Annotated in this window: 24 protein-coding genes and 2 riboswitches; of the genes, 23 read left to right on the forward strand and 1 reads right to left on the reverse strand. The window is 39.9% G+C overall.

Annotated features, from left to right (window positions below):
* Nucleotides 1-110: 110 nt before the first annotated feature.
* A complete protein-coding gene (tkt, locus tag LG336_RS06545) occupies nt 111-2132 on the forward strand; it encodes a transketolase (RefSeq protein ID WP_404331761.1) in 2022 nt (673 codons plus the stop codon).
* Nucleotides 2133-2185: 53 nt separating this feature from the next.
* Nucleotides 2186-2455 (forward strand): phosphocarrier protein HPr, encoded by a 270-nt coding sequence (locus LG336_RS06550; RefSeq protein WP_404331762.1) that lies wholly within the window; start codon nt 2186-2188, stop codon nt 2453-2455.
* Nucleotides 2456-2577: 122 nt separating this feature from the next.
* Here the strand turns inward: LG336_RS06550 and LG336_RS06555 are convergent, their stop codons facing one another.
* Complete coding sequence (locus LG336_RS06555; RefSeq protein ID WP_404331763.1) at nt 2578-3018, reverse strand: YtoQ family protein; 441 nt, start codon at nt 3016-3018, stop codon at nt 2578-2580.
* Between the two features lie 258 nt (nt 3019-3276).
* Here LG336_RS06555 and rlmD point away from each other — a divergent pair, with 258 nt between their 5' ends.
* The 21 genes from rlmD to LG336_RS06660 all read left to right on the forward strand — a co-directional run bounded on the left by rlmD (nt 3277) and on the right by LG336_RS06660 (nt 26224).
* Complete coding sequence (rlmD, locus tag LG336_RS06560; RefSeq protein ID WP_404333108.1) at nt 3277-4644, forward strand: 23S rRNA (uracil(1939)-C(5))-methyltransferase RlmD; 1368 nt, start codon at nt 3277-3279, stop codon at nt 4642-4644.
* Nucleotides 4645-5290: 646 nt separating this feature from the next.
* On the forward strand, nt 5291-6133 hold the full coding sequence (locus tag LG336_RS06565) for an alpha/beta fold hydrolase (protein WP_404331764.1): 843 nt from the start codon (nt 5291-5293) through the stop codon (nt 6131-6133).
* Nucleotides 6133-6861, forward strand: a complete 729-nt coding sequence (locus tag LG336_RS06570) for a carboxymuconolactone decarboxylase family protein (RefSeq protein ID WP_404331765.1) — start codon at nt 6133-6135, stop codon at nt 6859-6861. Before LG336_RS06565 ends, LG336_RS06570 begins: the two co-directional genes overlap by 1 nt.
* The gene (locus LG336_RS06575; protein WP_404333109.1) at nt 6848-7534 is read left to right on the forward strand and encodes a CoA transferase subunit A; all 687 of its coding nucleotides are present in this window, start codon (nt 6848-6850) and stop codon (nt 7532-7534) included. Before LG336_RS06570 ends, LG336_RS06575 begins: the two co-directional genes overlap by 14 nt.
* Complete coding sequence (locus LG336_RS06580; protein ID WP_404331766.1) at nt 7531-8196, forward strand: 3-oxoacid CoA-transferase subunit B; 666 nt, start codon at nt 7531-7533, stop codon at nt 8194-8196. The genes LG336_RS06575 and LG336_RS06580 overlap by 4 nt, the downstream gene beginning before the upstream one ends.
* A gap of 1 nt (nt 8197) precedes the next feature.
* Complete coding sequence (locus tag LG336_RS06585) at nt 8198-9328, forward strand: muconate cycloisomerase family protein (RefSeq protein WP_404331767.1); 1131 nt, start codon at nt 8198-8200, stop codon at nt 9326-9328.
* A 65-nt stretch (nt 9329-9393) separates the two neighbouring features.
* Nucleotides 9394-9717 carry a DUF3870 domain-containing protein gene (locus LG336_RS06590; protein ID WP_404331768.1) on the forward strand — a complete coding sequence of 108 codons (324 nt, stop codon included), beginning with the start codon at nt 9394-9396 and terminating at the stop codon, nt 9715-9717.
* Nucleotides 9718-9744: 27 nt separating this feature from the next.
* Nucleotides 9745-10938, forward strand: coding sequence for a thiolase family protein (locus LG336_RS06595; protein ID WP_404331769.1), 1194 nt, complete (start codon nt 9745-9747; stop codon nt 10936-10938).
* Between the two features lie 529 nt (nt 10939-11467).
* Entirely contained in the window at nt 11468-12280 is an 813-nt protein-coding gene (locus LG336_RS06600; protein ID WP_404331770.1) for a dioxygenase, read from the forward strand.
* Nucleotides 12281-12422: 142 nt separating this feature from the next.
* Entirely contained in the window at nt 12423-12695 is a 273-nt protein-coding gene (locus tag LG336_RS06605) for a hypothetical protein (RefSeq protein ID WP_404331771.1), read from the forward strand.
* Between the two features lie 20 nt (nt 12696-12715).
* Complete coding sequence (locus LG336_RS06610; RefSeq protein ID WP_404333110.1) at nt 12716-14749, forward strand: arylsulfatase; 2034 nt, start codon at nt 12716-12718, stop codon at nt 14747-14749.
* Nucleotides 14750-14812: 63 nt separating this feature from the next.
* The gene (locus LG336_RS06615; protein WP_404331772.1) at nt 14813-16069 is read left to right on the forward strand and encodes an anaerobic sulfatase maturase; all 1257 of its coding nucleotides are present in this window, start codon (nt 14813-14815) and stop codon (nt 16067-16069) included.
* Nucleotides 16070-16876: 807 nt separating this feature from the next.
* Nucleotides 16877-16984: riboswitch (TPP riboswitch) on the forward strand.
* Between the two features lie 113 nt (nt 16985-17097).
* Nucleotides 17098-17787: a thiaminase II gene (gene tenA / locus LG336_RS06620; protein WP_404331773.1), complete on the forward strand. Its 690-nt coding sequence runs from the start codon at nt 17098-17100 to the stop codon at nt 17785-17787.
* Nucleotides 17788-17943: 156 nt separating this feature from the next.
* Nucleotides 17944-18780, forward strand: coding sequence for a hydroxyethylthiazole kinase (thiM, locus tag LG336_RS06625; protein WP_404331774.1), 837 nt, complete (start codon nt 17944-17946; stop codon nt 18778-18780).
* A 3-nt stretch (nt 18781-18783) separates the two neighbouring features.
* Nucleotides 18784-19095 (forward strand): MTH1187 family thiamine-binding protein, encoded by a 312-nt coding sequence (locus tag LG336_RS06630; RefSeq protein WP_404331775.1) that lies wholly within the window; start codon nt 18784-18786, stop codon nt 19093-19095.
* Entirely contained in the window at nt 19085-19801 is a 717-nt protein-coding gene (locus LG336_RS06635; protein WP_404331776.1) for a thiamine phosphate synthase, read from the forward strand. The genes LG336_RS06630 and LG336_RS06635 overlap by 11 nt, the downstream gene beginning before the upstream one ends.
* A 144-nt stretch (nt 19802-19945) precedes the next feature.
* Nucleotides 19946-20746 (forward strand): bifunctional hydroxymethylpyrimidine kinase/phosphomethylpyrimidine kinase, encoded by an 801-nt coding sequence (thiD, locus tag LG336_RS06640; RefSeq protein ID WP_404331777.1) that lies wholly within the window; start codon nt 19946-19948, stop codon nt 20744-20746.
* A gap of 885 nt (nt 20747-21631) precedes the next feature.
* On the forward strand, nt 21632-22486 hold the full coding sequence (locus LG336_RS06645) for a malate synthase (RefSeq protein WP_404331778.1): 855 nt from the start codon (nt 21632-21634) through the stop codon (nt 22484-22486).
* A gap of 260 nt (nt 22487-22746) precedes the next feature.
* Complete coding sequence (locus LG336_RS06650; protein WP_404331779.1) at nt 22747-24015, forward strand: mechanosensitive ion channel family protein; 1269 nt, start codon at nt 22747-22749, stop codon at nt 24013-24015.
* Between the two features lie 257 nt (nt 24016-24272).
* The gene (locus LG336_RS06655) at nt 24273-25247 is read left to right on the forward strand and encodes a tRNA dihydrouridine synthase (RefSeq protein WP_404331780.1); all 975 of its coding nucleotides are present in this window, start codon (nt 24273-24275) and stop codon (nt 25245-25247) included.
* Between the two features lie 130 nt (nt 25248-25377).
* Nucleotides 25378-25483, forward strand: a riboswitch (TPP riboswitch).
* A 138-nt stretch (nt 25484-25621) separates the two neighbouring features.
* Nucleotides 25622-26224, forward strand: a complete 603-nt coding sequence (locus LG336_RS06660; RefSeq protein WP_404331781.1) for a YkoF family thiamine/hydroxymethylpyrimidine-binding protein — start codon at nt 25622-25624, stop codon at nt 26222-26224.
* Nucleotides 26225-26226 lie beyond the last annotated feature (2 nt).

A 26226-nucleotide genomic window follows, 5' to 3' on the forward strand; every position in this document is an offset into this window, starting at 1 on the left:
TCTATATAAAATAAATTTATATTATTTACTATTTATAGTCAACTTTTGGTGTTAGTTGAACTTGAGAAAATCTCGTTATAGAAATCTATTAAATTTAGAGGATGAGTAGCATGTTTGATAAGACCGATCAATTAGGCGTTAATGCTTTACGCATGTTAAGTATAGAAGCGATTAACAAGGCAAATTCGGGGCATCCGGGATTGCCGATGGGTGCTGCGCCAATGGCCTATACATTATGGACAAAACATTTAAACGTAAATCCAAAAAATTCTAAATGGGTGAATCGTGATCGCTTTGTTTTATCCGCTGGCCATGGTTCCTCTTTACTTTATAGTTTATTACATTTAGCTGGATATGATGTGACAGTTGAAGATCTAAAGAACTTCCGGCAAATCAATAGTCGTACTCCTGGTCATCCGGAAGTTGGTGAAACGGATGGTGTTGAAGCAACGACTGGTCCATTAGGGCAAGGATTCGCCAATGCAGTAGGAATGGCTATGGCAGAAGCCCATTTGAGTGCAACGTATAACAAAGAGGGGTACAACCTTGTTGACCACTATACATACACGTTGTGTGGAGATGGAGATTTAATGGAGGGAGTTTCTGCTGAAGCAGCCTCTTTAGCAGGCCACTTAAAACTAGGGAAATTAATCGTTTTATATGATTCTAACGATATCTCTTTAGATGGTCCCACCTCAATGACTTTTACAGAAGATGTTGCTGGTCGGTTTGAAGCCTATGGATGGCATTATATTTTAGTGGAAGATGGTAATGATTTACATGCAATCTCAAAAGCAATTAAACTGGCTCAAACGGAAAAGAATAAGCCAACGCTGATTGAGGTGAAAACCGTCATCGGTTATGGTGCGCCAAACCAAGGTACAAATAAAGTACATGGAGCTCCACTAGGAGAAGTAAATACTGCCATTACAAAAGAAGTTTATAATTGGGATTACCCTCCATTTACTGTTCCTTTAGAAGTGACAGACCGTTTTAAGGAAGCCTTGATGGATCGAGGGGAAAAAATTGAAGCAGAATGGGAGGCTTTGTTTGATAAGTATAGAGTAGCCTTTCCTGAACTAGCTCAACAATTTGAGGATGCCTTTAATGGTGACTTACCAGAAAACTGGGACAATATCTTGCCGAAATATACAATTGAGGACGCATCAGCTGCTACTCGTAAAACTAGTGAAGCGACTATTCAAGCAATCGGGGCGAGATTGCCTCACTTCTGGGGTGGTTCAGCTGATTTAAGTTCCTCTAATAATACAATCCTTAAATCAGAAAAAGATTTTACCCCACAATCCTATGACGGGCGCAATATTTGGTTTGGTGTTCGTGAGTTTGCAATGGGGACGATACTAAATGGCATTATTTTATATGGAGGTACGCTCCCGTATATTGGCACTTTCTTCGTATTCTCAGATTACCTACGGCCAGCCATACGTGTAGCTGCTATCTCTAGGTTACCTGGTATTTATGTCTTTACTCATGACTCGATCGGTGTAGGAGAAGATGGTCCTACCCATGAGCCTATAGAACAATTAGACTCCTATCGGGCAATGCCAAACGTAAACGTGATTCGACCAGCTGATGGGAATGAAGTCTCACAAGCTTGGAAATTAGCAATAGAATCAAAAGAAACACCGACGATATTAGTATTGAGTCGTCAAAACCTCCCCATTCTAGAAGGTACTTTGGAAAAAGCCCCGGAAGGTGTTGAAAGAGGTGCATATGTTTTATCCCCATCAAAACGTGAAACATCAGATGGTATTTTGATGGCTAGTGGTTCTGAAGTGAAACTAGCAATCGATGTTCAAGCAAAATTAGCTGCCGAGGGCATTCAAGTTTCAGTCGTATCCGTGCCAAGTTTAGATATTTTTGAACAACAAGATGCAGAATATAAAGAATCTGTTCTACCAAGTAGTGTCCGTAACCGTGTTTCGATTGAAATGGGATCCAGCCTAGGGTGGGGCAAATATACTGGGTTGGACGGTATTAACATTGGGATTGATACATTTGGAGCTTCTGGACAAGGTGAATTAGTGATAGAGCAATATGGTTTTACGGTAAATCATGTTGTCAAAAAATATAAAGAAGCGTTTATATCAAACTTTGTAGAGGTTAACTAGTAAATTTTGTCTACTGTCAATATACTATAATGAAAATAAGGAGATAGAATTAAGTGGAGGAAAAACAATACAAGATAATAGCCGATCAAGGTATACATGCACGGCCTGCAACCGTTTTAGTACAACATGCAAGTAAGTATGATTCTACTATTAATCTCGAATATAAAGGGAAATCCGTAAATCTAAAATCGATTATGGGTGTTATGGCTTTAGGAATTGGCTATGGAGCTGAAATCAAAATTAGTGCAGAAGGTCCTGATGAGCAAGAGGCCTTGCACGGATTACAGAATTTATTGTTTTCAGAGGAATTAGCTAAGGCATAATAAGGTTGTTTATAATCTACTATTAATAGAGCTATTTTTTTGAGCTATAGATAATAAATAATATAAATTTTGAATTAAAGTAAGCCAGACAAGATACTTTTTGTCTGGCTTATTTCATAAATCTACTCGTAAATATAACTAAGTACTTCCAATGCCTGGTCAACCGTTTCTACGGTTACATTCGCCTTGTTGGATAGCTCTTTTAATGGATGAATTAATGATTCAGGTCTGATGATAATTGTTGGTTTATTCATAGCAATGGCGGTGCTTGCATCCATCGCTGTATTCCATTGCTTATACTTTTCGCCAAATAAAGCAATCACAATATCTGATTTCTGCATTAGGACCTGTGTTCTTAAATTGTTAATGTCGGATGCTACATCATCCTTATGTAGTTTACTTGGTTGTTTGCCCAATACCGCCTCGCCGATATCATCCGAGCGATCATGGTTTGTTTGAGGAGATACAAACTTCAAAGGAAGCTTCCTTTCTTCCGCTTTCAACTTCACTTCGTCTCTCCAGTTATCATGAATCTGTCCAGCTAAATAAACAGTTAACTCCATCTCTATTCCTCCCATGCTAAAATTGTCCTACCTCTATATTATCTGATTTGATAGAGTTTTCAAAGTATGCGAGTTGCGTGTTAAAAATCTATGAAATCCGATGTAGGGTCAGTGAATACTTCTTTCCCGTTCCCCTGTTAATATCTACTAACAAGTTATCATTCAAAAATATTGATTTGTGATTTATACTAGAGTTTTATGATGCGTGGATTTATAGATAAGTAGTAGGAGGTACAAACATTGATAAAACCAGAAACGATGGTTGTTGAAATAGATCATTTAGATGAAAAAGGTTCCGGACAGGCTGTTGTCTGGCGTGAAAACGAGTTGGGCAATAAGCGAAAGTTGAAATTAACTATCCCGCAAACACTGCCTGGTGAAAAGGTTCAGGTAACAGTTGATCAACCTGATCGTAAAAGAAGAAAGGCGATGCCTGAGGAAATCATCGAAATGAATGCCGATAGAATCGGACCTGCGTGTCCACATTTTGAAAAATGCGGCGGATGTGTCTGGCAGCATTGGGAATACAATGCTCAATTAAATCAAAAAACTTCCCATGTAAAACAGATGATTGAAGCACAAGGGTTCAATCCTGACCTTGTTCAAGATACAATTGGTGCCGATAATCCATGGCATTATCGAAATAAAATGGAGTTTACCTTCGCAGTGGATGGTTCACTTGGACTGCATGAACAAGGCAATTTCCGTAAAATTATCTCCCTTGAGACTTGCTTAATCGCAGGGAAAGAAATGGTTGAAGCGGCAATGGAAGTGGCTGAATGGGTGAAAGACCACCAGCTAAAGGGATATGACAAAGACTTACATGAAGGGTTGCTTCGCCACTTAATGGTTAGACAATCGTTCGCAACAGGGGAGATTATGCTAGGCTTATTTGCCACAGAATCGCCAGAAGAGCATTTAAAACAAGCGGCTGATGATTTAGTCAAGCGAATCGGTGAAAAGTTTCCTGCAGTGAAAAGCTTGATGTGGTTAGAAAACACGGATTGGGCGGACCGTACTCAATCAGAAAAGACGCATCTATTAGCTGGAAGAGACTTTATCTACGATGAAATGGATGGCTATCGTTTCCGACTTTGGTTTGATACGTTTTTCCAAACGAACCCGGTACAAGCCCAGAAATTAGTTGATATAGCGATTGAAATGGCACAACCAAAGAAAAGTGAAAAAATGATTGATCTTTTCTGTGGCGTTGGGACGTTTTCGCTTCCGTTTGCAAGCAGAGTAGGGAAACTAGCAGGCATTGAAATTGTCGAGACCTCTATTGAATCAGCAAAGCGAAATGCGCTTGATAATGGTCTTGATAACACCTACTTCCTAGCAAAGGATGCGCGCAAAGGGATTGATGAAGTATTAGAAAGCTTTGGGACACCAGAATTGCTCTTACTTGATCCTCCACGTTCAGGTGCAGGTGGGAAAGTCATGAGAAGAATTGGCCGTGCCCAGCCAGAGCGTATCGTATATGTTTCATGTAATCCAGAAACATTTGCGACAGATATTAAAGAACTAGAGCAATTTGGTTATACGTTAGAAGTCGTTCAACCAGTTGATTTGTTTCCGCATACGACACATGTGGAGTGTGTCGCGCAACTTGTTCATAAGGATTAATAAAAAGCTGTTTGGCTCAGTCACTAGACTGGGCCATTTTGTATGTAAGCTTTATGACCTAGGAGTATTTTTATCGACAATAAATGACAAATTCCGGGCGTGCCAGTGCACGGAGTACTGACAGGTACCTTCCATAAATTGGATGTCTCCTGTCACTTTTGGATTCAATAATGAATAAACCATCGTTTTCATCTCCTTGGTAGGGTAGTGTAAATAGGAAGTTCTGTGATAGGTACTTCCATTTTACAATGAAAACGATGGTCTTTTTTATTGTTTGAACCTATTTACTATACCAGGCACTCCTTCTAGCCACTTCCTCTAACTTTCCAATCCCACCCATTTCCTAAAAAATTCTATAAATATATTGAAATTAATTTGAAAATGATTCATAATAAAGAAAACGCATACAATAAATAGCCTGTTTATTAACGATTAAAAACTAACCCGTTGTTAATTTACCTTAATAAACGTGACGGCCTTTTAAAAATGAGCGATTACATTTGATCTCAAATGCAATCTGCCATTTTTAAAAGGCCTTTTTTATTTTGAAAAACGATGCGTAGCAGAAACCGGCCACTTGCAATTACCATTTTGCCCGCTGCCGCTAGCCACAAACCAAACCATTTCCATAGAATGAGGTGTTACGATGAAACTATATAAAAAAAACATTAACGGAAACGATATTCAGATAGCCGATTATCCTGGAGTGAAGGGTCCAATCGTCGCTATCCACGGCTTAACCGGAACTCACAAAAATATGCATTATTATGCAGAGAAATTTAAGGGGGAATACCGCTTTATTGCCGTTGACCTGCGTGGACGTGGCAACAGCGCTGAAACGGACCCGGAGCCATCCATTTTTAAACACGTTGAGGATATTCTCGGGCTCATTAAAGAACTTAACATTGAGAGTCCAATTTTACTGGGACACTCAATGGGAGCTTTTATCTCATCGATTGTTGCAAGCAAGCTCGAAACAGTTAAGGCTGTCGTACTCCTTGATGGAGCGGCAAAAATGTCTAATCACCAGCAAGCGATTGTCAAGCCTTCCCTAGCGCGGCTCAGCAAGGAGTATCAATCGCAGGAACACTATGTAGAAGAAATCAAAGCACTCTATAGCAAACTGGGGATCACCTGGAACCAAACTCTTCAGGAAACCGTTGAATACGAAGTTGGCCCAGTGGGAAACCATTGGGAAAACAAATCCACGGAATCTAGAATTCTTGCAGACTTCGAAAGCTTTTATCTATATAACCCAAAAGAAGTTTGTTCAAAAATATACTGTCCGGTCCTTCTCGTCTATGCAAAGGGAGAAATCGGCACCATGCCGCCGCTTTTTTACCTAAGCGACTATGAAGAGACGCAAGAATACACGAAAAATATTACAACAGTCATTTCAGATTGCAACCACTATACAATGGTCTTTGAAAACCGCTCAGACATTAATCAGTCTATCGAGGAATTTCTCCAAAAGGAGGTAAATAACTAATGAGTAAAGGCCTAGCTTACTTTAAGGAAGTGTACGATACTGTGCCCGATTGGGTACAGAAAATGCATGATTATAATCCAACCATGCTCGATACCTATACCGAAATCAGAGGAGAGGCGTTTCGTAATACAGTGCTTTCACGCAAGGAAAAAGACGTGCTGATTGCCAGCATGAATGCGGCAAGACTATACCCGCGCAGTATGGTGTACCACACAAAGGGGGCATTGGACCATGGCCTGACCATTCCCGAATTAGCGGAATATTTCCTTGTTTCTTATCTTTACAACGGTGTGAAATCACTTAAAACATCACTTGAAGCATTATCCTATGCACTCCAGCTAAAAGGGGTCTCTGTCGAGCAAGCACACCCTGAAACAACGGATGAAGTTATGGAAACCGTCCTCAGTTGGATGGGTACTGAAGATAAAAGCTTCGTAGAAGAGACCTTAGAGGTGATCAAAACAGGAAATAAACATGCAATTGAAGAGAAAATCTTACAAGATGGAACAGTCTCTACCCGCTTAAAACACTTAAATATGGTAGGAAACTTCATTATTCAATTAAGAGGGCAGGATGCAGTCCCATGGATTGAAAAAGCGAGGCAGGTAGGGGTTTCTGAAGCTGACCTAGCCGATTTGGGCTACATTTGCATCCTTACTGCCGGCATTCCAACATGGTTTGAACTTAGCGATTCCTTAGAACGGAGGAAAAATGATGACGAAAATTAAACAGGACATTCATGAAGCTCTTTCTGTCGTAAAAAATGGTGATACCGTCATGGTGGGGGGATTTGGTCTTATTGGGGCCCCGCTAACCTTAATAGATGGCCTTACAAAGCTAGAGGTAAAGGATTTAACCATTATCAGCAATAATCTGGGTGAATCAGGAAAAGGGCTCGGAATCCTCTTAAATCAAAATAAAATCAAAAAAGCGATTGGCTCTTATTTTACAAGTAACCGGGATGTCGGGGCTAAATATCAAAAAGGAGAAATCGAGCTACAATTACTTCCACAGGGAACATTGGCTGAATCGATGCGTGCTGGCGGAGCTGGATTAGGCGGCTATTATACTACAACTGGTGTTGGCACACAGCTCTCGGAAGGGAAGGAAGAACGAGAAATTAATGGCGAGAAATATATATTTGAACCGGCGATTCGCTCAAATGTTTCTTTAATTCGTGCCCGAAAAGCAGACACCCTCGGAAACCTCGTTTATTACAAAACAGCCCGGAATTTTAACCCACTCATGGCAACAGCAGCTGACATTGTCATCGTTGAAGTGGATGAAATTGTACAGCCTGGTGAACTTTTGCCAGAAGAAATTGTTACGCCTCATTTATATGTGGATTATATTGTTGAAGCGCAGCAAGTATTAACAAAGGAAGGGGTTGTAAGTAAATGAGTGCGAATTCAAGAGCGATAAGTAAGACAGAGATCCAGCATTTAATTGCAAAGCGAGCAGCAAAGGAATTATCTGGGCCTTGCACCGTCAACCTTGGGATTGGGATTCCAACCCTAGTTGCAGAATATATTCATGATGACAATGTCTACTTGCACACTGAAAACGGACTCCTAGGTGTCACGGATGTCGAAGAGCAGGACATCGACCCAAACCTTGTCAATGCTGGAAAGTTGCCGGTTGGTGAGGCGGTAGGCGCCTCTTATTTTAATAGTGCTGATTCGTTTGCGATGATTCGCGGGGGGCATATTGATGTGGCGATTCTTGGTGTTCTTCAGGTAGATCAAACTGGTGTAATTGCAAATTGGGCTGTTCCTGGTAAAAACATCATGGGAGTCGGCGGTGCTATGGATCTTCTAGTTGGTGCAAAAAGAGTAATTCTTGCGATGTCCCACACCAATAAAGATGGAAGCAGCAAAATTTTAAAAGAATGCACCTATCCAATTACATCAACAAGAAGTGTAGACAAAATTATTACCGAGCTGGCTGTATTTGAAGTCGTGGACAAAACGCTTAGATTAATTGAATTAATGCCGGGAGTCAGGATTGAAGAGGTCCGCGCGAACACAGAGGCAGATTTTATCACACAATTAGGGGATGAATAAAATGGGTATACGCTCAGTTGATATATATATACTGGATATTCCGACCATCCGTCCGCACCAGCTGGCGATGCATACGATCACGGCACAATCGATAGTAGTTGCCCGTATTATAAATGAATCCGGCTTAGAGGGATGGGCAGAAATGGCAACGATTGGTGGTGCTTCCTACGGTGAAGGGACCCCTGAAGCAATTAAGGCCAATATCGATAAATATATTACACCGCTTTTAATTGGCAAAGACCCGGCTCATTTTTCAAAAATCATGTTTCAGGTATCGAAGGCTGTAAGAGGAAATAACTTTGCGAAAGCAGTTGTTGAAGCGGCGATGATCGATTTATTGGCAAAAAGTAAAAATATACCTGCCTATGAATTATTAGGAGGCAAGATTCATGATTCCCTTCCACTTGCATGGACACTGGCAAGCGGAGATACAGCAAAGGATATTGAAGAGGCAAAAGAGTTTTTACACCAAAAACGTCACAATATTTTTAAATTAAAGATTGGTAAAGGCGATCCTTATAAAAATGTTGATCATGTCTTAAAAATCATCGCAGCCGTTGGGGATCAGGCTCGTGTTACGGTTGATGTCAACCAGGCTTGGGATGAAAAAACAGCCAATTACTGTATCGAAGCCCTAGAGGAGGGCGGTGTTTCCATGGTGGAGCAGCCGTTGCCAACATGGAATTATGAAGGAATGGCTCGCTTAACTGAACGATTCAAGGTGCCAATTATGGCGGATGAATCCGCTACTGGTCTTCACGAAATTTTTCAAATTGCTAAGCACCGCTACGGAAACTGCATCGCTCTAAAACCGTGCAAGCACGGTGGGTTGATGGAAACAAAGAAGGTTGCGGCAATAGCTGAAGGTGCAGGCTTTGGTTTATACGGAGGATCCATGATTGAATCAAGCCTGGGAACAGCCGTCTGCGCGTCTGTGTATGCGACGATTTCCGAATTTGAATTTGGAATAGAAATATTTGGACCGATGCTATATCAGGATCGTATTACTGTGAATGACCTGCAATTTGAGAACTTTGAAATCGTCATACCAGAAGGCCCCGGTTTTGGCATGGAAATCGATTTAGATAAAGTAAAGCATTATGCACGTGAATTTTCCTATAATCTAAACTAAAGGTTCCTGATTCATCAAGAGATTTGTTAAACTAATGATAGATCTCTTGAAAGGAAGTTGAAATCATGGGAATGGAAACGGTTTTTTTAACGGCTTATGCAAAGGCTCCGCAAAATACATCATTGTACGAAAATAATAAGCAAATGGGCGTTATGTTGGAGATTAATAAGCAATCACATGTTATTGTGAATGCCGAGGCAACTTTTATTACAGATCTTGCAAAAGACTATTTTAAACGGATGATTGTTGGGACGGATTTCAGCAAGGAAATCAGTCTTCTTATTAAAAATGTGGAAACAGATTTTATGATACCTTCTCAACAAGCATTGATCGTTGCATTAAAAGTCGCTCACCAAAAATATCACGATAATTTTTTACAAGAAAAATAACAGCAAAATTATACTGGGGATGATGACTTGAAAAACGTTGTAATTATTGACTCTGTACGGACAGCTATTGGGAAGTTGGGTGGAACACTTGGAAATGAAACAGTAGATTTACTTGGAGCGAAAGTCATTGAGGAATTAATTACCCGAACTGGTATGGAAAGTAGTGCAATTGAGGAAGTTGTCATGGGGCAAGCGAAGCAAAATGCGGATGTGTCAAACCTAGCAAGAGTCGCAGCGCTAAGAGCGGGGATTCCGGTCGATGTTCCAGCTTACACCGTTCATAGACAATGCGGTTCTGGTGTACAGGCCGTTAATAATGCAGCACAGCAAATTCTCTCCGGTCTTAGCGATATTATCATTGCTGGTGGAGCCGAGTCGATGAGCACAGCTCCATATTATGTAAATCAGGTGCGTTTTGGCATCAAAGCAGGGGACACCCTGTTAAAGGATCCAAATACGGCGAGTCAGCCAGGTTCACAGCCAAGAGAAGTATATGGCGATTTAATCATGGGTGTTACTGCAGAAAATATTGCGGAAAAATATTCAATTTCTCGGGAAGAGCAGGATGAGTTTGCTTTAAGAAGTCAAGTGAATGCGAAGAATGCGATTGAAAAAGGTTATTTTAATAAAGAAATCGTGCCATTTGCAATTAAAAGCAGAAAAGGAACGATCCAATTTCAAATGGACGAACATCCTCGTGAGACAACATTGGAAAAGCTTGCTGGGTTAAAGCCTGTATTTAAAGATGGCGGCTCGGTTACAGCAGGGAACTCTAGCGGTCGTAATGACGGAGCGGCAGCCTTGCTAGTCATGTCCGAAGAGGAAGCGCTTAAACGCGGCTACAAACCAAAAGCACGCATCATTGCGCAGGCGGCAGCGGGATGCTCTCCAGAATTTATGGGAATGGGTCCAGTCCATGCCACTTTAAAGGCATTAAAACAAACGAATTTAACGGTGGCTGACCTTGATGTGATTGAATTAAATGAAGCGTTTGCTGCCCAAGCTCTTGGCTGTATCAAGGAGCTAGGTTTGGATATTGAAAAAGTAAATCCAAATGGCGGTGCTATTGCAATGGGACACCCAATTGGTGCTACAGGTGCGATCCTACTAACAAAGCTACTCCATGAACTTGAGAGAACGGGCAAAAAATATGGATTAGTCACACTATGTATTGCAGGTGGATTAGGAATCTCAACAATTATTGAGAATATGCAAGTTTAATAAAATGGATAATTTTGAAAATTTTTTTATTATAGTGTTGCAAAAGTAGTAGGTTATTAGTTATACTATAATTACTAAATCGCTTACAAATTTGAATATTCAATCGCCGGTTTATTAACGATTAAAAAACAACCTTTTTTAATCTACCTTAGTAAACGAAAGGCCTTTTAAAATGAGTGTCTCCATTTTTTAATGGACGCCTTTTAAAAGGTCTTTTTTGTTGAAATTCAATGCATGAATGGGTGTAAGGTGAAATGTAAGCGTTATTAAGGCTAGGATAGGAAGGACGGGGAAATGGTAATTACGATAAGGGATATTAGTCAATCATCACATAAACAAGCAATGGATTGACTAACATTTTCATAGATTGACAAATATCGTGATTATTAACTCCGTTCGTATCGCTTTTAGGAAGTAAGGGGAAGCAATAGAAAATGTTTCCGGTGATTTTTTCGCAGTTGCTGTGCTTGATGAGGTAGTCAGAAGAGTGGATATGTTATTTAAAAAACGAAAAATGGGGGATATAAACATGAAAAATGAAAGAGTAATCAATGCATTCGAAGGATTCGTAGTAAAATTTAAAGAATTGATCAGCGAGTATGAGATTGATCATAATGACTACAGAGAGCTAGTTAATTGGTTAGACCGCTTAGGCAGAGCTGGGGAAATTCCATTGTTTATGGATGTCTTCTTAGAAACGCATGCACTACAAGAAATGTATAAAAATGTAAAGGGTACAGAACCTTGTCTTTTAGGACCTTACTACATTGATGATCAGAAAAAAATAGAAAACCCAGGGGTATTACCACAACGTGAAAATGAACCAGGTGACGTTCTATATTTTTCAGGAACAGTAAGAGATACAGAAGGGAATCCATTGGCAAACACAAAAGTTGACATGTGGCAAGCGGACACCAATGGTGAGTATTCTTATTTTGGAGAAGGCATTCCGGAAGGCAATTTACGCGGTGTATTTTACACGGATGAAAATGGTGATTTTGAAATCAAGACCGTTGTGCCAGGGAACTATGGAGTTCCAACAGATGGGCCGTCTGGTGAATTTTTAAAATGGATTGATCATCATGAATTCCGTCCTGCGCATTTACACCTATTGTTCCAACCATCGAATGGGGACCGACTAATCACACAAGTTTACTTTGAGGGCGATGAATATTTAGAAGATGATGTAGCACAAGGTGTACGTGGCAGCTTAATCACGAAATTAGAGAAACATGCTGGTGCTGAAAAAGGGTTAGATAATGATTTTTATTCATCTCATTTAAACTTCGATCTTAGATTACAGGACAAACCCGTTTTCAAAAAAACTATTGTGAATAATTGATAGTTATATAAATTAATTTAAATGAACTATCCAGAAGGGTCAGTCTCTTAAAACCTCTATATTCTGCTTTTACTCTATTAAAAAGCTCTATATATGAGGTGGTAAGGACTGACCTTTATTTTTAAAAAGAAGGTGAATAGCAGTGAAAGAAAAAAGGATATTCCCAAGATCATATTTAACTAAATTGTCAGTATTTGGTACAGTGGTTGCCATGGCTTCAGCATTTATATTAAATGGGTGTTCAACATCTGAATCTGTTTCGGCGAAGGAAAACAACAATGAGAATAAAAATCAAAATAAAAAAGTAGAGAATCTGAATGGTGAATCTAAATCAAATGTTGTATTTATCGTATTGGATGATTCAGGCTTTTCTGATTTAGGAGTTATGGTTCAGAAATCAAAACGCCTAACTTAGACTGGCTGGCGGAAAAAGGACTGCGATACAATAATGCGCATGTAACACCGCTATGTTCACCGACACGTGCTTCCCTTTTAACAGGAAGGAATTCACATGAAGTCGGAGTAGGTACAGTCACGAATTTTGATATGGGACCAGAATTTCCTAATAAGCGTGGTGCTATTAAACCGGAAGCTGGTACAATTGCTGAGGTGTTGAATGAAAACGGGTACAATACATATGCAGCAGGGAAATGGCATTTAGCTCCAACGGATCAAACTACACCAGCAGGACCATATGATAACTGGCCGCTTCAAAAAGGATTCGACCAATACTATGGCTTTATTGAAGATTCTTCTGATCAATATCGTCCAGACTTAACGATTGATAATACACAAATTCCATCGCCTATCGATGACAATTATCATTTTTCTGAAGCAATTGTTGAAAACGCTAACAGGTATATTACCAATCATACGAGTGTCCATCCAGACAAAGAATTTTTCCTATACTTGACCTTTGGCGCTCAGCACTCACCTCATCAAGTGCCGGAAGAATACAAGAAAATGTATGAAGGAGTGTACGATGAAGGCTGGGATAAAATTAGACAAGCTCGTTTTGAAGAACAGAAAAAGCTCGGCATCATCCCTGAGAATACAAAATTACCTCCTTCCAATCCAGGTATTAAACCGTGGGATGAGTTGACACCAGAAGAACAAGAGCTTTACGCTAATTTTCAGGAAACGTATGCAGGAATGTTAACGCATACAGATGAACAGGTTGGAAAGCTACTTGATAATTTGCGTGAAAAAGATCAATTAGACGATACAATGATTGTTGTCTTATCCGATAACGGAGCTAGTGCCGGGGGAAAAACAAATGGATCTGTTAGTCGAACACTGGCATTTAACGGTATCAAGGAATCACTTGAAGACAACCAAAAATATAAAGATATGCTGGGCAGTCCAGAGGCAGGAACGGATTATCCAACAGGATGGGCTCAGGTAAGCAATACACCATTCAGCCAATATAAAAACTCTGCCTTCGCCGGCGGAATTAATACACCATTAATTGTTTACCACCCGGAATTAATTGAGGATCCAGGTTCAATCCGCACACAATATGTAAATGTCAGCGATATTACGCCTACTGTCTATGACATTCTAGATGTTAAACCGCCAAAAGAAATCAAAGGTGTCAAGCAAATGGATATCTCTGGACAAAGTTTCAAGAATACATTGACAAATCCTAAGGCAGAAGGCAGGGAGACTCAGTATTTTGAAGTTTCCGGCAACCGTGCCATTTATCATGATGGGTGGAAAGCCTTCACAAGTCATAAAAAAGGCGATGATTTTGAGAATGATGAATGGTTCCTTTACCATGTAGAGGCAGATTTCTCTGAAACAAATAACCTGGCAGCCGAATATCCAGAGAGATTGAAGGAGCTTCAAAAGTTGTGGTTTAAAGAAGCGGAAAAATATGGAGCTCTGCCATTAACAGATATTTTTATTGAAGGGTTCTTATCAGTTCCTTCTGATACATTACGAGCAAAAAATGAATACACGTATTACCTAGGAATGGACCGGTTGACTGATTCAGCAGTCGCTCCAATTATCAATCGTTCCTATGAAATCACGATCCCAATCGAACGGGAGAATACGACACAAGAGGGTGTTCTTCTTGCACACGGCGGTTTAGAAGCGGGATATACGTTCTATATTCAAAATAATAAAGTGTTCTATGAGTATCGAATTGGGGAAAGAGGCTATAAAATTGAATCGAATATGGACGTCCCTACTGGAGAATCGGTGATCACGTATCAATTTGATAAAATGGGTTCTCATAAAGGAGTTGGAACTCTTTATATCAACGATACCAAAGTGGGAGAAGTCGAGCTGGAAAATACACAGCTATACAAGATTTCCTTTGAAGGTCTTGATGTAGGCAAGGATACAGCTTACCCTGTCAGCCAAGCCTATGCAGATCAAGGTGAATTCGAATTTAAAGGGAAGTTAGTCAAAGTGCATTATAGCCTTGGAGATGACGCAGAGTTTATCGTACCAGGGAAGTAAATTGAACAACCGGTGGCAGAATCTTTTGTCACTGGTTTACTACTTTTTATGAGAGGAAAAGGAATGGATAAAACAATAGAAAAAGCAAAAAACAACTTTCATATGCTAGCGAAACCGTCAGGTCCAATTTGTAACTTAGATTGTCATTATTGCTTTTATACGGAAAAGGTGTCGCTTTTCGAACCGAAAACTCCTTTTCGTATGTCAGAGGAGACACTTGAGAACTTTATTAAAAATTATATACATGCCCAGGATGCTGAGGAAATTCCTTTTGTATGGCAAGGGGGAGAACCGACTTTAATGGGCTTGAATTTTTATAAAAAAGTCGTTGAACTCCAAAAGAAACATGCCGCTGGAAAGAGAATCACCAATTCCCTTCAAACAAACGGAACACTGTTTACAGATGAATGGTTTCCTTTTTTAGCAGAAAATCAATTTTTAGTCGGTTTAAGCTTAGATGGTCCAAAAGAGATCCATGACCGTTATCGTGTAGATCGAGGGGACAAGCCAACTTTTGACCGGGTGTTAAATACTCTCCATAACTTGCAGAAGTATGGCGTGCAATACAATGTGTTGACATGTGTCACCAATGAATCTTCCAATCAAGCATTAGAAATCTATCACTTTTTGAAAAACGAAGGTGTTGAATATATTCAATTTATTCCGATCGTAGAGAGAATAGCAGATGAACAGGCCAAAGAATTAGGCCTGAGACATGCTACTCCTGCTTCAGCCGCAGAAGAAGACATACATTTAGCACCATGGACTGTAGACTCTGAGAAATATGGAGACTTCCTCATTACGATTTTTGAAGAATGGGTCAGAAATGATGTGGGAACTGTCAATGTAATGAATTTCGAAAGTTCATTAGTATCATGGATGGGACTTCCGGCGACCGTCTGTATTTTTTCAGAGACATGTGGGAAAGCAGCCATCATTGAACATAACGGGGATGTGTATTCTTGCGATCACTTTATGTATCCGGACTTTAAGCTTGGGAATATCCAAAATCAAACCTTTAAGGAAATGATGGATTCTATCCAGCAGTTTGAATTTGGCCAAGCGAAAAAGTCAACATTACCGAAGTATTGCCAAACTTGTGAAGTAAAGTTTGCCTGCCATGGAGAGTGCCCAAAACACCGTTTTTTGACAACACCTGATGGTGAACCAGGATTAAACTATTTATGTCAAGGCTATAAAAAATATTTCCATCATATTCACAGGTATATGAAGGTCATGGTCCAACTCCTTGAAAACGGCATGCCAGCAGCAAAAGTAATGGATGTTATTAAAAATCCAATTGTTGTGTTTAAAGAGTAAATTTGAACACAAATAAATTACCAATTGAGGATAAACTTCTAATCGGACTCCCATTAAGGATGTCCACTGCATGTCCCAACCCTTCGGTTAAAGGATGGCTTTCCTTAAATCTAATCTCTTGTTTAGGATCTATGATTGTTATAAAGTGATATTACAGTACCACTAATCAATTTTTATAACGCTGAGGTTAATCGCAAATTAGAAAAAATCAATTTTAAAATGTACGGAGCTGTATACTTGGGAAATTGTTCCTCAAATATACTTAAATTGTTGCTCTAACTCACCAGCACCTCATGTGTTGCCACATACACTCTGGACATGTGGAGTGTGTGGCGCAACTTATATTGAAAGAAGAATAAGTTGTGTTGCCCACATACACGCTGGACTTATGGAGTGTGCGGGAAAGCTTGTTCATAAGGATTAATAAAAAGCTGTTTGGCTCAGTCACTAGACTGGGTCATTTTGCTGTAAGTCTGTATGAACTAGGGTCGACAAAAAATGGCATATCTCGAGTCGTGATAGGCACTGAGTAATTTTTAAACAAATTAGAGGTTTGTTTTTATAAACGCCATAATAACCAAGTTACCTCAGCTCTTCCGGAATTAACGAGCATAGATGTGCCAAATTAGCCGATTTTGGATGGTGAACTCATTGCTCCAAATAAGGGGGATTTTTTGATCACCGAGGACTAAACTTTTACGGAGTTTTGTTTCAATGAGAAATCGACACTACTAATCAATATATCTTCTTGACAACCATTTTAAGAATGTTAAGATAATACTGAAATGAGTTGGAAAACTTAATATTTTTCACCACTAGGGGTGCCATCATAATGGCTGAGATTAAAGTGTGACTTTAAGACTCTTAGAACCTGATCTGGTTTATACCAGCGTAGGGAAGTGGGATAGAGGAAATTTTCTTGTTTAATTTTAATATAATTTCCATAAAAACCACTTTCTTTATTCAAAAGGAAAGTGGTTTTTTTATTCCACTTGGCCTCGCATAATACTTATTTTTGGAGGGGTTTTATGACATTTTCACAGCAGTTACGACAAGAAGTAGATACGATTTGGGAGGCAAGCTTTCAGCATCCTTTTGTCAAAGGAATTGCGGATGGAAGCTTATCACTGAAAAGCTTTCGCTATTACGTGTTACAGGACTCTTATTATCTTTCTCATTTTGCAAGAGTGCAAGCATTTGGAGCGGCCAAGGCACCAGATTTACATACAACTGCCCGCTTGGCTGTACATGCACAGGGAACAGCCGAAGCTGAACTGAAACTACATGCTAATTTTTCCAAACAATTAGGGATTACTGAAGCTGAACTAGCGAAATTTAAGCCTGCTCCTACTGCATATGCCTATACCTCTCATCTTTATCGTGCAGCATGTGTTGGTCAACTCGGTGATATTATTGCAGCATTACTCCCTTGCTATTGGCTTTATGATGAAATCGGGCAGCGACTAAAAGGTATGACACCAAAGGAACCGATCTACCAAGAATGGATTGCTGCATACGGTGGTGAATGGTTTCATGAAAAGGTTATGGAACAAATCAACCGTATCGATGAGATTGCTGAGAAGGTAACGGAATCAGATCGGGAGCGGATGTCCGAGCTTTTTGTGATTAGCAGTCAATATGAATACTCGTTTTGGGACATGGCTTATCGACAAGAAGAATGGCCCATCGAGAAACAAAATTCCATCATCAACAGCTAAAATGGATGGGGCAAAATGACTGGTTTCCTCAATATTTGAAAAGAATGAAACTAGATTAAAAGGTTGTATGTCTGAGGTTATCAGACTTAAGTGTGGGTTGATATCAAATTCTGAGATTCTATCAAACAAACCTATCTGGGAAAGGAGTACGATCAAATGATTACGAAAGAGGACATTCAAAACCAGATGATTCAGGCAGTTGAAACCGTAAAAAGGACAAATCCTATGGCAGGGTCGATTACCAACACGGTAACGATCAATTTTGTGGCTAATGCACAGCTTGCCGTCGGGGGATCCGCTGCTATGGTTTATCTGCCCGATGAGGGTGAATTTTTGGCAAAGGCCGGAGGAGCCACCTACATAAACGTCGGTACGCTTCTCACAATCTATGAGCAGACTCTACCTCATACAGCAAAAACTTTGCATGATATGGAGAAGCCATGGGTCTTAGATCCAGTTGCAGTAGGTATTGGCTCGCTGAGAACTCAACTGTTACAGCAGTTTAAAGAGTATAAACCCAGTGTGATTAGAGGAAATGCTTCGGAAATTATCGCATTGGCTGGTTTGTGGGAGTTGGACGGTGGTACGGATGTATCCAATGTCCGAGGAGTGGATTCTACAGATTCAGTAAGCACCGCAAAGGCTGCAGCTGTTGCGTTGGCCAAATGGACAGGAGGGGCTGTTGCCGTATCGGGCAAAACGGATTTAATCACCGACGGTTCCGTCATTGCCATCTCTCATGGAGGGTCGCACTTTATGGAGAAAATTACTGGGTCAGGATGTTCATTGGGTGGAGTCGTCGCGGTCTATGCAACAGCCACCTCGCCGTTTATTGCGGCGCTTACTGCAACTGCAGTCTACAATTTAGCTGGAGCCCGTGCTGGAAATAAGGTGGATGGGCCCGGAAGTTTTCAGGTTCAGTTCCTTGATGAACTGTATAAAGCAACCGCAGCGGATATAGGAAACAATCCATTTGAAATTGAGGAGGTTTAATCTATGAATACACTAATTGCCGTTGCAATCGCGCCTTTCGGCAAAGGTGAGGAACTTGCATCTGAGATAGCCGAAGTGGTGAAAGTCATTCGTGAGTCAGGCTTACCACATCATACAACTTCCATGTTTACAGAGATTGAAGGGGAGTGGGATGAAGTGATGAAGGTTGTAAAAGACGCAACGTTTGTCCTTGCCGCCAAAGGAATCCGTACGGAAGTGGTTCTCAAGGCAGATATACGGCCTGGGTTTACGAACATGATGAATACAAAAGTCGTTAAAGTCAACGATATTTTAGGAGGACAAAATGAGCATTAGAAAAAATATTGATATTTCAGCATACCTTGTTGTGGGCCCTGAGAATACAAAAGGCCGGCCCGCTGTGACAATCATTAAAGATGCAATTGAGGCAGGGTTTACATGTGTACAAATCCGTACAAAGGTTGCCTCTGCAATTGAATTGATTCAGTTGACCCGTGAAGCTTCCGAGGTAATCGAACAAGCTGGCAAGTCGGATGAAGTTGCGCTGCTCGTGAATGACCGCCTTGACGTAATCCTAGCTGCAAGAAAACAAGGGATAAAAGTTGATGGAATCCACGTTGGACAATCGGATATCCCAGTGGGTGTCTGTCGGGAATACTTAGGCGAAGATTCAATCGTGGGCTTATCAGCCAGAACGCATGAATTATTCGAGTATATCAAAACAGTAGATGTCTCTCAGATTGACTATTTTGGCGCTGGACCGCTGCATGAAACGAAGACAAAACCGGACTGTGGCCTGGATTTGGATGGAAAAATAGTGATTAGAAGTTTGGACGAAATTTCTGAGCTTGCTAAAATCAGCCCAATTCCGGTCGTAATCGGTGGCGGTGTTAAGCTTGCCGATATCCCTCCGCTTGCACATACCGGAGTGGACGGCTTCTTCGTGGTGTCCGCTGTAACAGAGGCTGATGATCCAAAGTTGGAAGCTACTAATCTAGTTAAAGCTTGGAACTTAAATAAGCTTAACCCAATCAGTAAATAAACTAGTAAACTTATCATTTTTACACATAAAGTAGTATTCATGCTTTTTTAAAAGAGAATCTATATAAAAGATTTAATAGAAAATTGGGGTACCACCTTTTGCCACTAGATAAAAAGCTGTGTATACAGCGGGATGGAGGGAGAAATGAAGACAGCATTAACAATTGCAGGGAGCGATTCCTCAGGAGGCGCCGGCATCCAGGCAGATATTAAGACAATGACCGCAAATGGCGTATATGCCATGAGTGCAGTTACTGCGCTTACTGCTCAGAATACAACTGGTGTTACGGATATCGTGGAAGTTACTCCAGAATTCTTAGGCAAACAGTTGGATAGTATTTTTACTGATATCTATCCGGATGCGGTGAAAATTGGCATGGTTTCATCAGCTGGACTGATTAAAACGATATCAGAAAAGCTGAAGTTTTATCATGCAAAAAACATTGTTGTAGATCCGGTAATGATTTCCACTAGCGGTTCAAAGCTTCTTCAGGATGATGCAGTGGAAACGTTAAAGAACTACATATTTCATCAGGCAATTTTATTGACGCCAAATATTCCGGAGGCTTCTGTTTTATCAGGAATACCCATTGTAAATGAAGCCGATATGATTAAAGCGGCAAAAATCATCAGTAATGAATACGGATGTGCCGTTCTATGCAAGGGTGGACACAGCATAAACGATGCTAATGATTTATTTTATTGGGATCATAAGTACAGTTGGTTCATAGGGGAGAGAATTGACAATAAAAATACTCATGGAACTGGGTGCACCTTATCCAGTGCCATCGCATCAGGTCTCGCCAAGGGCATGGATTTGGAACTATCGATTCAATTAGCGAAGGAATATGTATCAGGTGCATTGGGGGCAATGCTTGATCTGGGAAAAGGTAGTGGACCGCTTAACCACACATGGAATATCTATAAGAGGCAAAAAATACAATGAGGGAATGTTTTTAAAAATAAATAGGGTCGTATAGTAAGTGAAACAAACTGATTTTGGGTAGGGGAATAATGAGGGGGTCCCACCCATTTGTTGCCACATACACTGTGGACATTTGGAAGGTGTAGCAAAGCTTGTAATAAATATGATGTATTTGGCGCAGTAGATTCATACTGGGCCGTTTTTTTTGCACCCAAGCATGAGTTGGACCAGACCACTTAGTCGATAAAAAGATGCTGATTTCCTCATCTGGAATCTGAGCGTCCGCTCTTATCGGTTGTGTAGTTCAGGTTAAGCACCGATCTTATAAAATAGAAGGAGAAATTTCCCTTAATTAATAAATAGTACTGAAAATTAGCCTAAATAGAGGGAGAAATTCCGCCTATCGACTCGAAAAACGTGAAAATAGGTAATTTTGCTTGAAATAGGGGGAAAACCTTCCCTTATATACCCCGGAACGAGCTCTTTTCTGCATTTAACGGAAAAATATCCCCTTATTTTACTATTGCTGTTACTAAATTAACGACAAGACTCCTTCATTTATAAGGAAGTGAAATGAAAACCATCGCGAGAATTCGGGCTGTACTGGGAAGTTAGTGATTAAAATAAAATTCTATTTTAACTCGCGATAAAATAGGTTGTCAATAAGAAATTTGCAATATTTTTTAAAAAATGTTATAATTGTCTTACAATTGTTTTTTTACATCGTATTCCGAATTCCGCTGTATTTTATGCAGATGAATGATGGATACGTTTTTTTAATATCCTTTTTTAAACCGAAGAAATATCCAAACAGTTGTGTGAGCTTTTAAGGTAAGTTAGTTGAATAAAATGCTCAATTTACTATCTATTAGTAACGGAGCTTTTTCTACAAGGAGGACTAGAATAATGAATCTAATCAATAAGAAAGTTACACACAAGCGTTTTGGCATGGGGAGTATCGTCCAACATAATGATTCTAGTATTGAAATACATTTCGCAACGGAAACTAAAAAGTTTGTTTACCCTGATGTATTTGGAGAGCACCTAATATTACATGATAAGAGTGTTGCTAATTCACTTGAGAAGATTATACAAAAAAAGGAAATGGAACGAAAGGCAGAGGAATGGAAGAAGGAAGAGGAAAAAAAACTACAACGAAAAAACCAGGAACTTCGCTTAGAACATGAAAAACTTATGAAAAAACATAAACTTCATCCCGAATCACAAATGGTTTTTTGGTGTGACACAGAAGAACAGAGTCGTTCTCTTTCAGAGTGGCAGGTTTTTTCAGGCGAAATAAAAAGTGGTACGAACAAAGGGAAGCCAAATAAACCTATCCGTTTGCACCAAAATAGCGCTGTCCTGTTAACAGCAATCGATTCCGACATACCTGAAAAAGACAGACGTATCTTGGGTGTCTATATGGTGAATGAGGAGTTTATCGGTAAGCTTTGTGAAGATGGAAATATTCCTGCTCATTCAAAATACAGACTCCAACTTACAGAACAGGAATCGGATCAGATGCTTTTCTGGAAATATTACGTAAATGAAAAAACCCCTCATAAAATGACATGGAATACAGGCAAATACCGTTATTTTGATAATTTATGGATGGCTCAAATTTTGCTTGATATCGTTTCGTTGAAAAGTGACCCAAAGGAACGAGAGTTGGCACAACAATTTTTTGAACATTATTGTAAAATGAATCAGATAACAGATCGAGAGTTACCAAAGCCTGATGGCGCATTAATGCGTATTTAGATGTTAGCCCAAAGATAATAAGGATGCCAGGAGACGGACAAATTTCATTTGAAAAAGAAGGCAACTAACCCTTGTGGGTGTTGCCTTTTTCGTTTCCTGAAATGTATGAACACTTTCATTTGACTGACTCCTGGAAACTGGGGGCTGACAACTTAGGGGCAAAAGAACCATTTTTACGTTATTGAAAAAGTAGGAATTGACAGTACCGATCCTTTACCCGTAAAGTTGCTTATGATGCAAATTAAAACGGAGGAGAACAAATGCAATTTATTAATAATTTACTACTGGATATGGAACTAGATCCTAGATTAGTAGAATATCTTTCAATTATTATCAAGGTCCTGCTAATAGGGCTTATCTGTATCGTCGCAAATTTTATTTCAAAGAAAATCGTGATCAGGATTATTACTCGTATCGTGACAAACTCCAAGGTCAAGTGGGGTAAAATCATTTTGGACAGAAAGGTTTTTCGAAAGTTGTCCCATATTGTTCCTGCGGTTATTATTTATTCGTTTTCTTCAACCTTTCCAAACTATCAATCAATCATCGAGAAATTGGCGATTGCCTATATCATTATTGTCGGGTTAGTGTTTATTCAAAGCTTACTAAATGCATTGAATGACATTTATCAAACCTTTGAAATATCCAAGGTTAAGCCTATTAAAGGATATATTCAGGTGGTTAACATAATAATTATGACTCTTGGGTTCATCTTAGTAATCTCGAATCTAATAGGGAAGAGTCCTCTTATTCTATTAAGTGGGTTTGGTGCTCTCTCGGCCGTTTTGATGTTAGTTTTTAAGGATTCGTTATTAGGATTAGTGGCAGGAATTCAGTTGACTGGCAATGATATGGTTCGGGTTGGTGACTGGGTTGAAATGCCAAAATATGGAGCAGATGGTGACGTTATTGATATTTCTTTAAATACTGTAATGGTTCAAAACTTTGACAAAACAATAACCATGATCCCAAGTTATGCCCTTATTTCTGATTCTTTTATAAACTGGAGAGGGATGGAAAACTCAGGCGGTCGACGTATCAAGCGCTCTTTGTACGTAGATACAAGCAGTATCACATTTTGCACCGAGGAAATGATGGAGAAATTCATAAAAGTTCAGTACCTTTCCGACTACATCATTCAAAAGGAAAGGGAAATTACCGAGTACAATGCCAAAAATCAAATTAATCGGGAAAATCCTGTGAATGGTAGGGCCTTGACCAATATTGGTGTTTTTAGGGCGTATATCAGCAATTACCTCAAAAATCACGAAGGAATCCATCAGAATATGACCTTAATGGTTAGACAGCTGGCTCATAGTGAACACGGGTTGCCAATCGAAATTTATGCCTTCACAAATTCCGTCCAGTGGGACGTGTATGAAACGGTGCAATCTGATATCTTTGACCATCTATTTGCCGTTGCACCAGAGTTTGGACTTAGAGTATTCCAGAATCCATCTGGCGCTGATTTAAGGAATAGGGTAGAAGAATCAAGTAACAAAGCCTTGGTTGGCGAGAGAAGCTATTGATAATCAATCCCCGATAAAAAACCGACTGTTTAAAACACAAAGTCGGTTTTTTCTCATTAAAAGGAGACTTTTTTGATTGTGCAGAGATGTGGAGTTAAAAATAAACATGCGATTTGGTGAAAATAACCATTTACAATCAGTTTGATAAAAAGTGCTTAAGCATGGTATAAGTGTAAAAGAAGCAGGGACATTCTGCTTTTTAATTTTGGGATAAGGGGTTGGCCTGGTATCCCATTATGAGAGGATTTGAATTAAAAATGAACGATAATTTTTGGCGTGATTTACCACGACCTTTTTTTATACTGGCACCAATGGAAGATGTAACTGATGTTGTTTTTCGTCATGTAGTAAGTGAAGCAGCAAGACCTGATGTGTTTTTTACAGAGTTTACAAATAGTGAGAGTTATTGTCACCCAGATGGAATTCAAAGTGTGCGTGGGCGTTTGACTTTTACAGAGGATGAACAACCAATTGTTGCCCATATTTGGGGGGACAAGCCTGAAAACTTTCGACAAATGAGTATTGGGATGGCGGAAATGGGCTTTAAGGGTCTAGATATTAATATGGGCTGTCCTGTACCGAATGTGACGCAGAATGGCAAGGGAAGTGGCCTTATTCGTCGTCCGGATGTTGCTGCAGAATTAATCCAAGCAGCAAAAGCAGGAGGATTACCCGTAAGTGTAAAAACTAGGCTAGGTTTCTCGGAGGTAGGCGAATGGCAGGACTGGCTAAAGCACATCTTAAAACAAGACATCGCGAATCTTTCCATTCATCTGCGGACAAGAGAGGAAATGAGCAAAGTAGATGCTCATTGGGAGCTAATCCCGGAGATTAAGTACCTTCGTGACCAGGTGGCACCAGATACCCTTTTGACGATCAATGGGGATATTCCTGACCGTCAAACGGGCTTGCAACTCGTGGAGCAATATGGTGTTGATGGGGTGATGATTGGGCGTGGTATTTTCGCTAATCCATTTGCCTTTGAAAAAGAAAAGAAGGAGCACAGCAGTAAGGAATTGCTTGATCTCTTAAGATTGCACCTGGATCTCCATGATCAATATGAGCTACGTTCGTACAAGGCTCTGCATCGCTTTTTTAAGATTTATGTTAAAGGATTTCGAGGGGCGAGTGAATTAAGAAATCAATTAATGAACACAGAGTCATCCGATGAAGCCCGTGCCTTGCTCGATCTCTTTGAGTCAAAGTATCTTGATGGAATGGGCGAACAGTAGAGGTGTCTCAATTCAAGGTTAAGCGCGACTTTGGTTAAAGAAATTATTTTCCATACTTTTGAAAAAACAGAAAAATGTTATTTCCAAATGATAAGATTTATCGTACAATGAATGAGACAAATTCATATTCGTTTCGCACTAGGGGAGCTGTAAGGCTGAGAAGTAGGTGAAATTCCTGCTGACCCTCATGACCAGAACTAGGTAATGCTAGCGTTGGGAAGTGTAAGTGACTTCATTGTTTTACTGTATATTCTTTTATGACATTCACTGCATCTCCCTATTTGGAGATGCAGTTTTTTGTGTTTTTTTGGAGTGTACGCAACCTGACCTAAAGGCGAAACGGAAGTAAAATGAAAAATCAGGAGGATGGTAGAATGCAAGGTTTAAGTTGTGGAACAAGTAGAATCGTAGGGTGTCGTTTTTCAGTCTATCCTATGGCAGACAATTTTGTGGATGTGATTTTAGGGGCATTAAAAGAGGTTGATACAAGCAAGGTTTGGATGGAAACAGATGATGTCACAACATGTATTAGAGGGCGTAGTGAACACGTTTTTGATGTGGCCAAGGCTATCTTTATCCACGCAGCTAAAACGGGTGTTCACGTTGTTTTTAATGGTACATTTTCTGTTGGGTGCCCTGGAGATAGTGAAGGGGATAGTTATATGTCAGAAAATGATGAGCGCTTGAATGAAGAAGCATCAAGCAAAGAAAAAGTGGAGGTAGCGACTCAATTTGCTCTCTACCCAATGAACAATCCAGATTATATGCAGATTATTGCTGACCAGGTAGAGGTGGCGAAGGATCACGGAACGTTCACCAAGGGGATTCATTATGCGTCTCGCCTTGATGGGGATGCAAATGATGTGTTTAAAACCCTTGAGCAATCCTTTGTGAATGCGTCTAAAACCCATGAACGTAGTCACGTAACGATGACTGCAGCCATCTCGGCAAACAGCCCATCAAAAAAGGACAAATAAAG

Source organism: Mesobacillus maritimus (assembly GCF_044803185.1).
Taxonomy (GTDB): domain Bacteria; phylum Bacillota; class Bacilli; order Bacillales; family Cytobacillaceae; genus Mesobacillus_B; species Mesobacillus_B maritimus_B.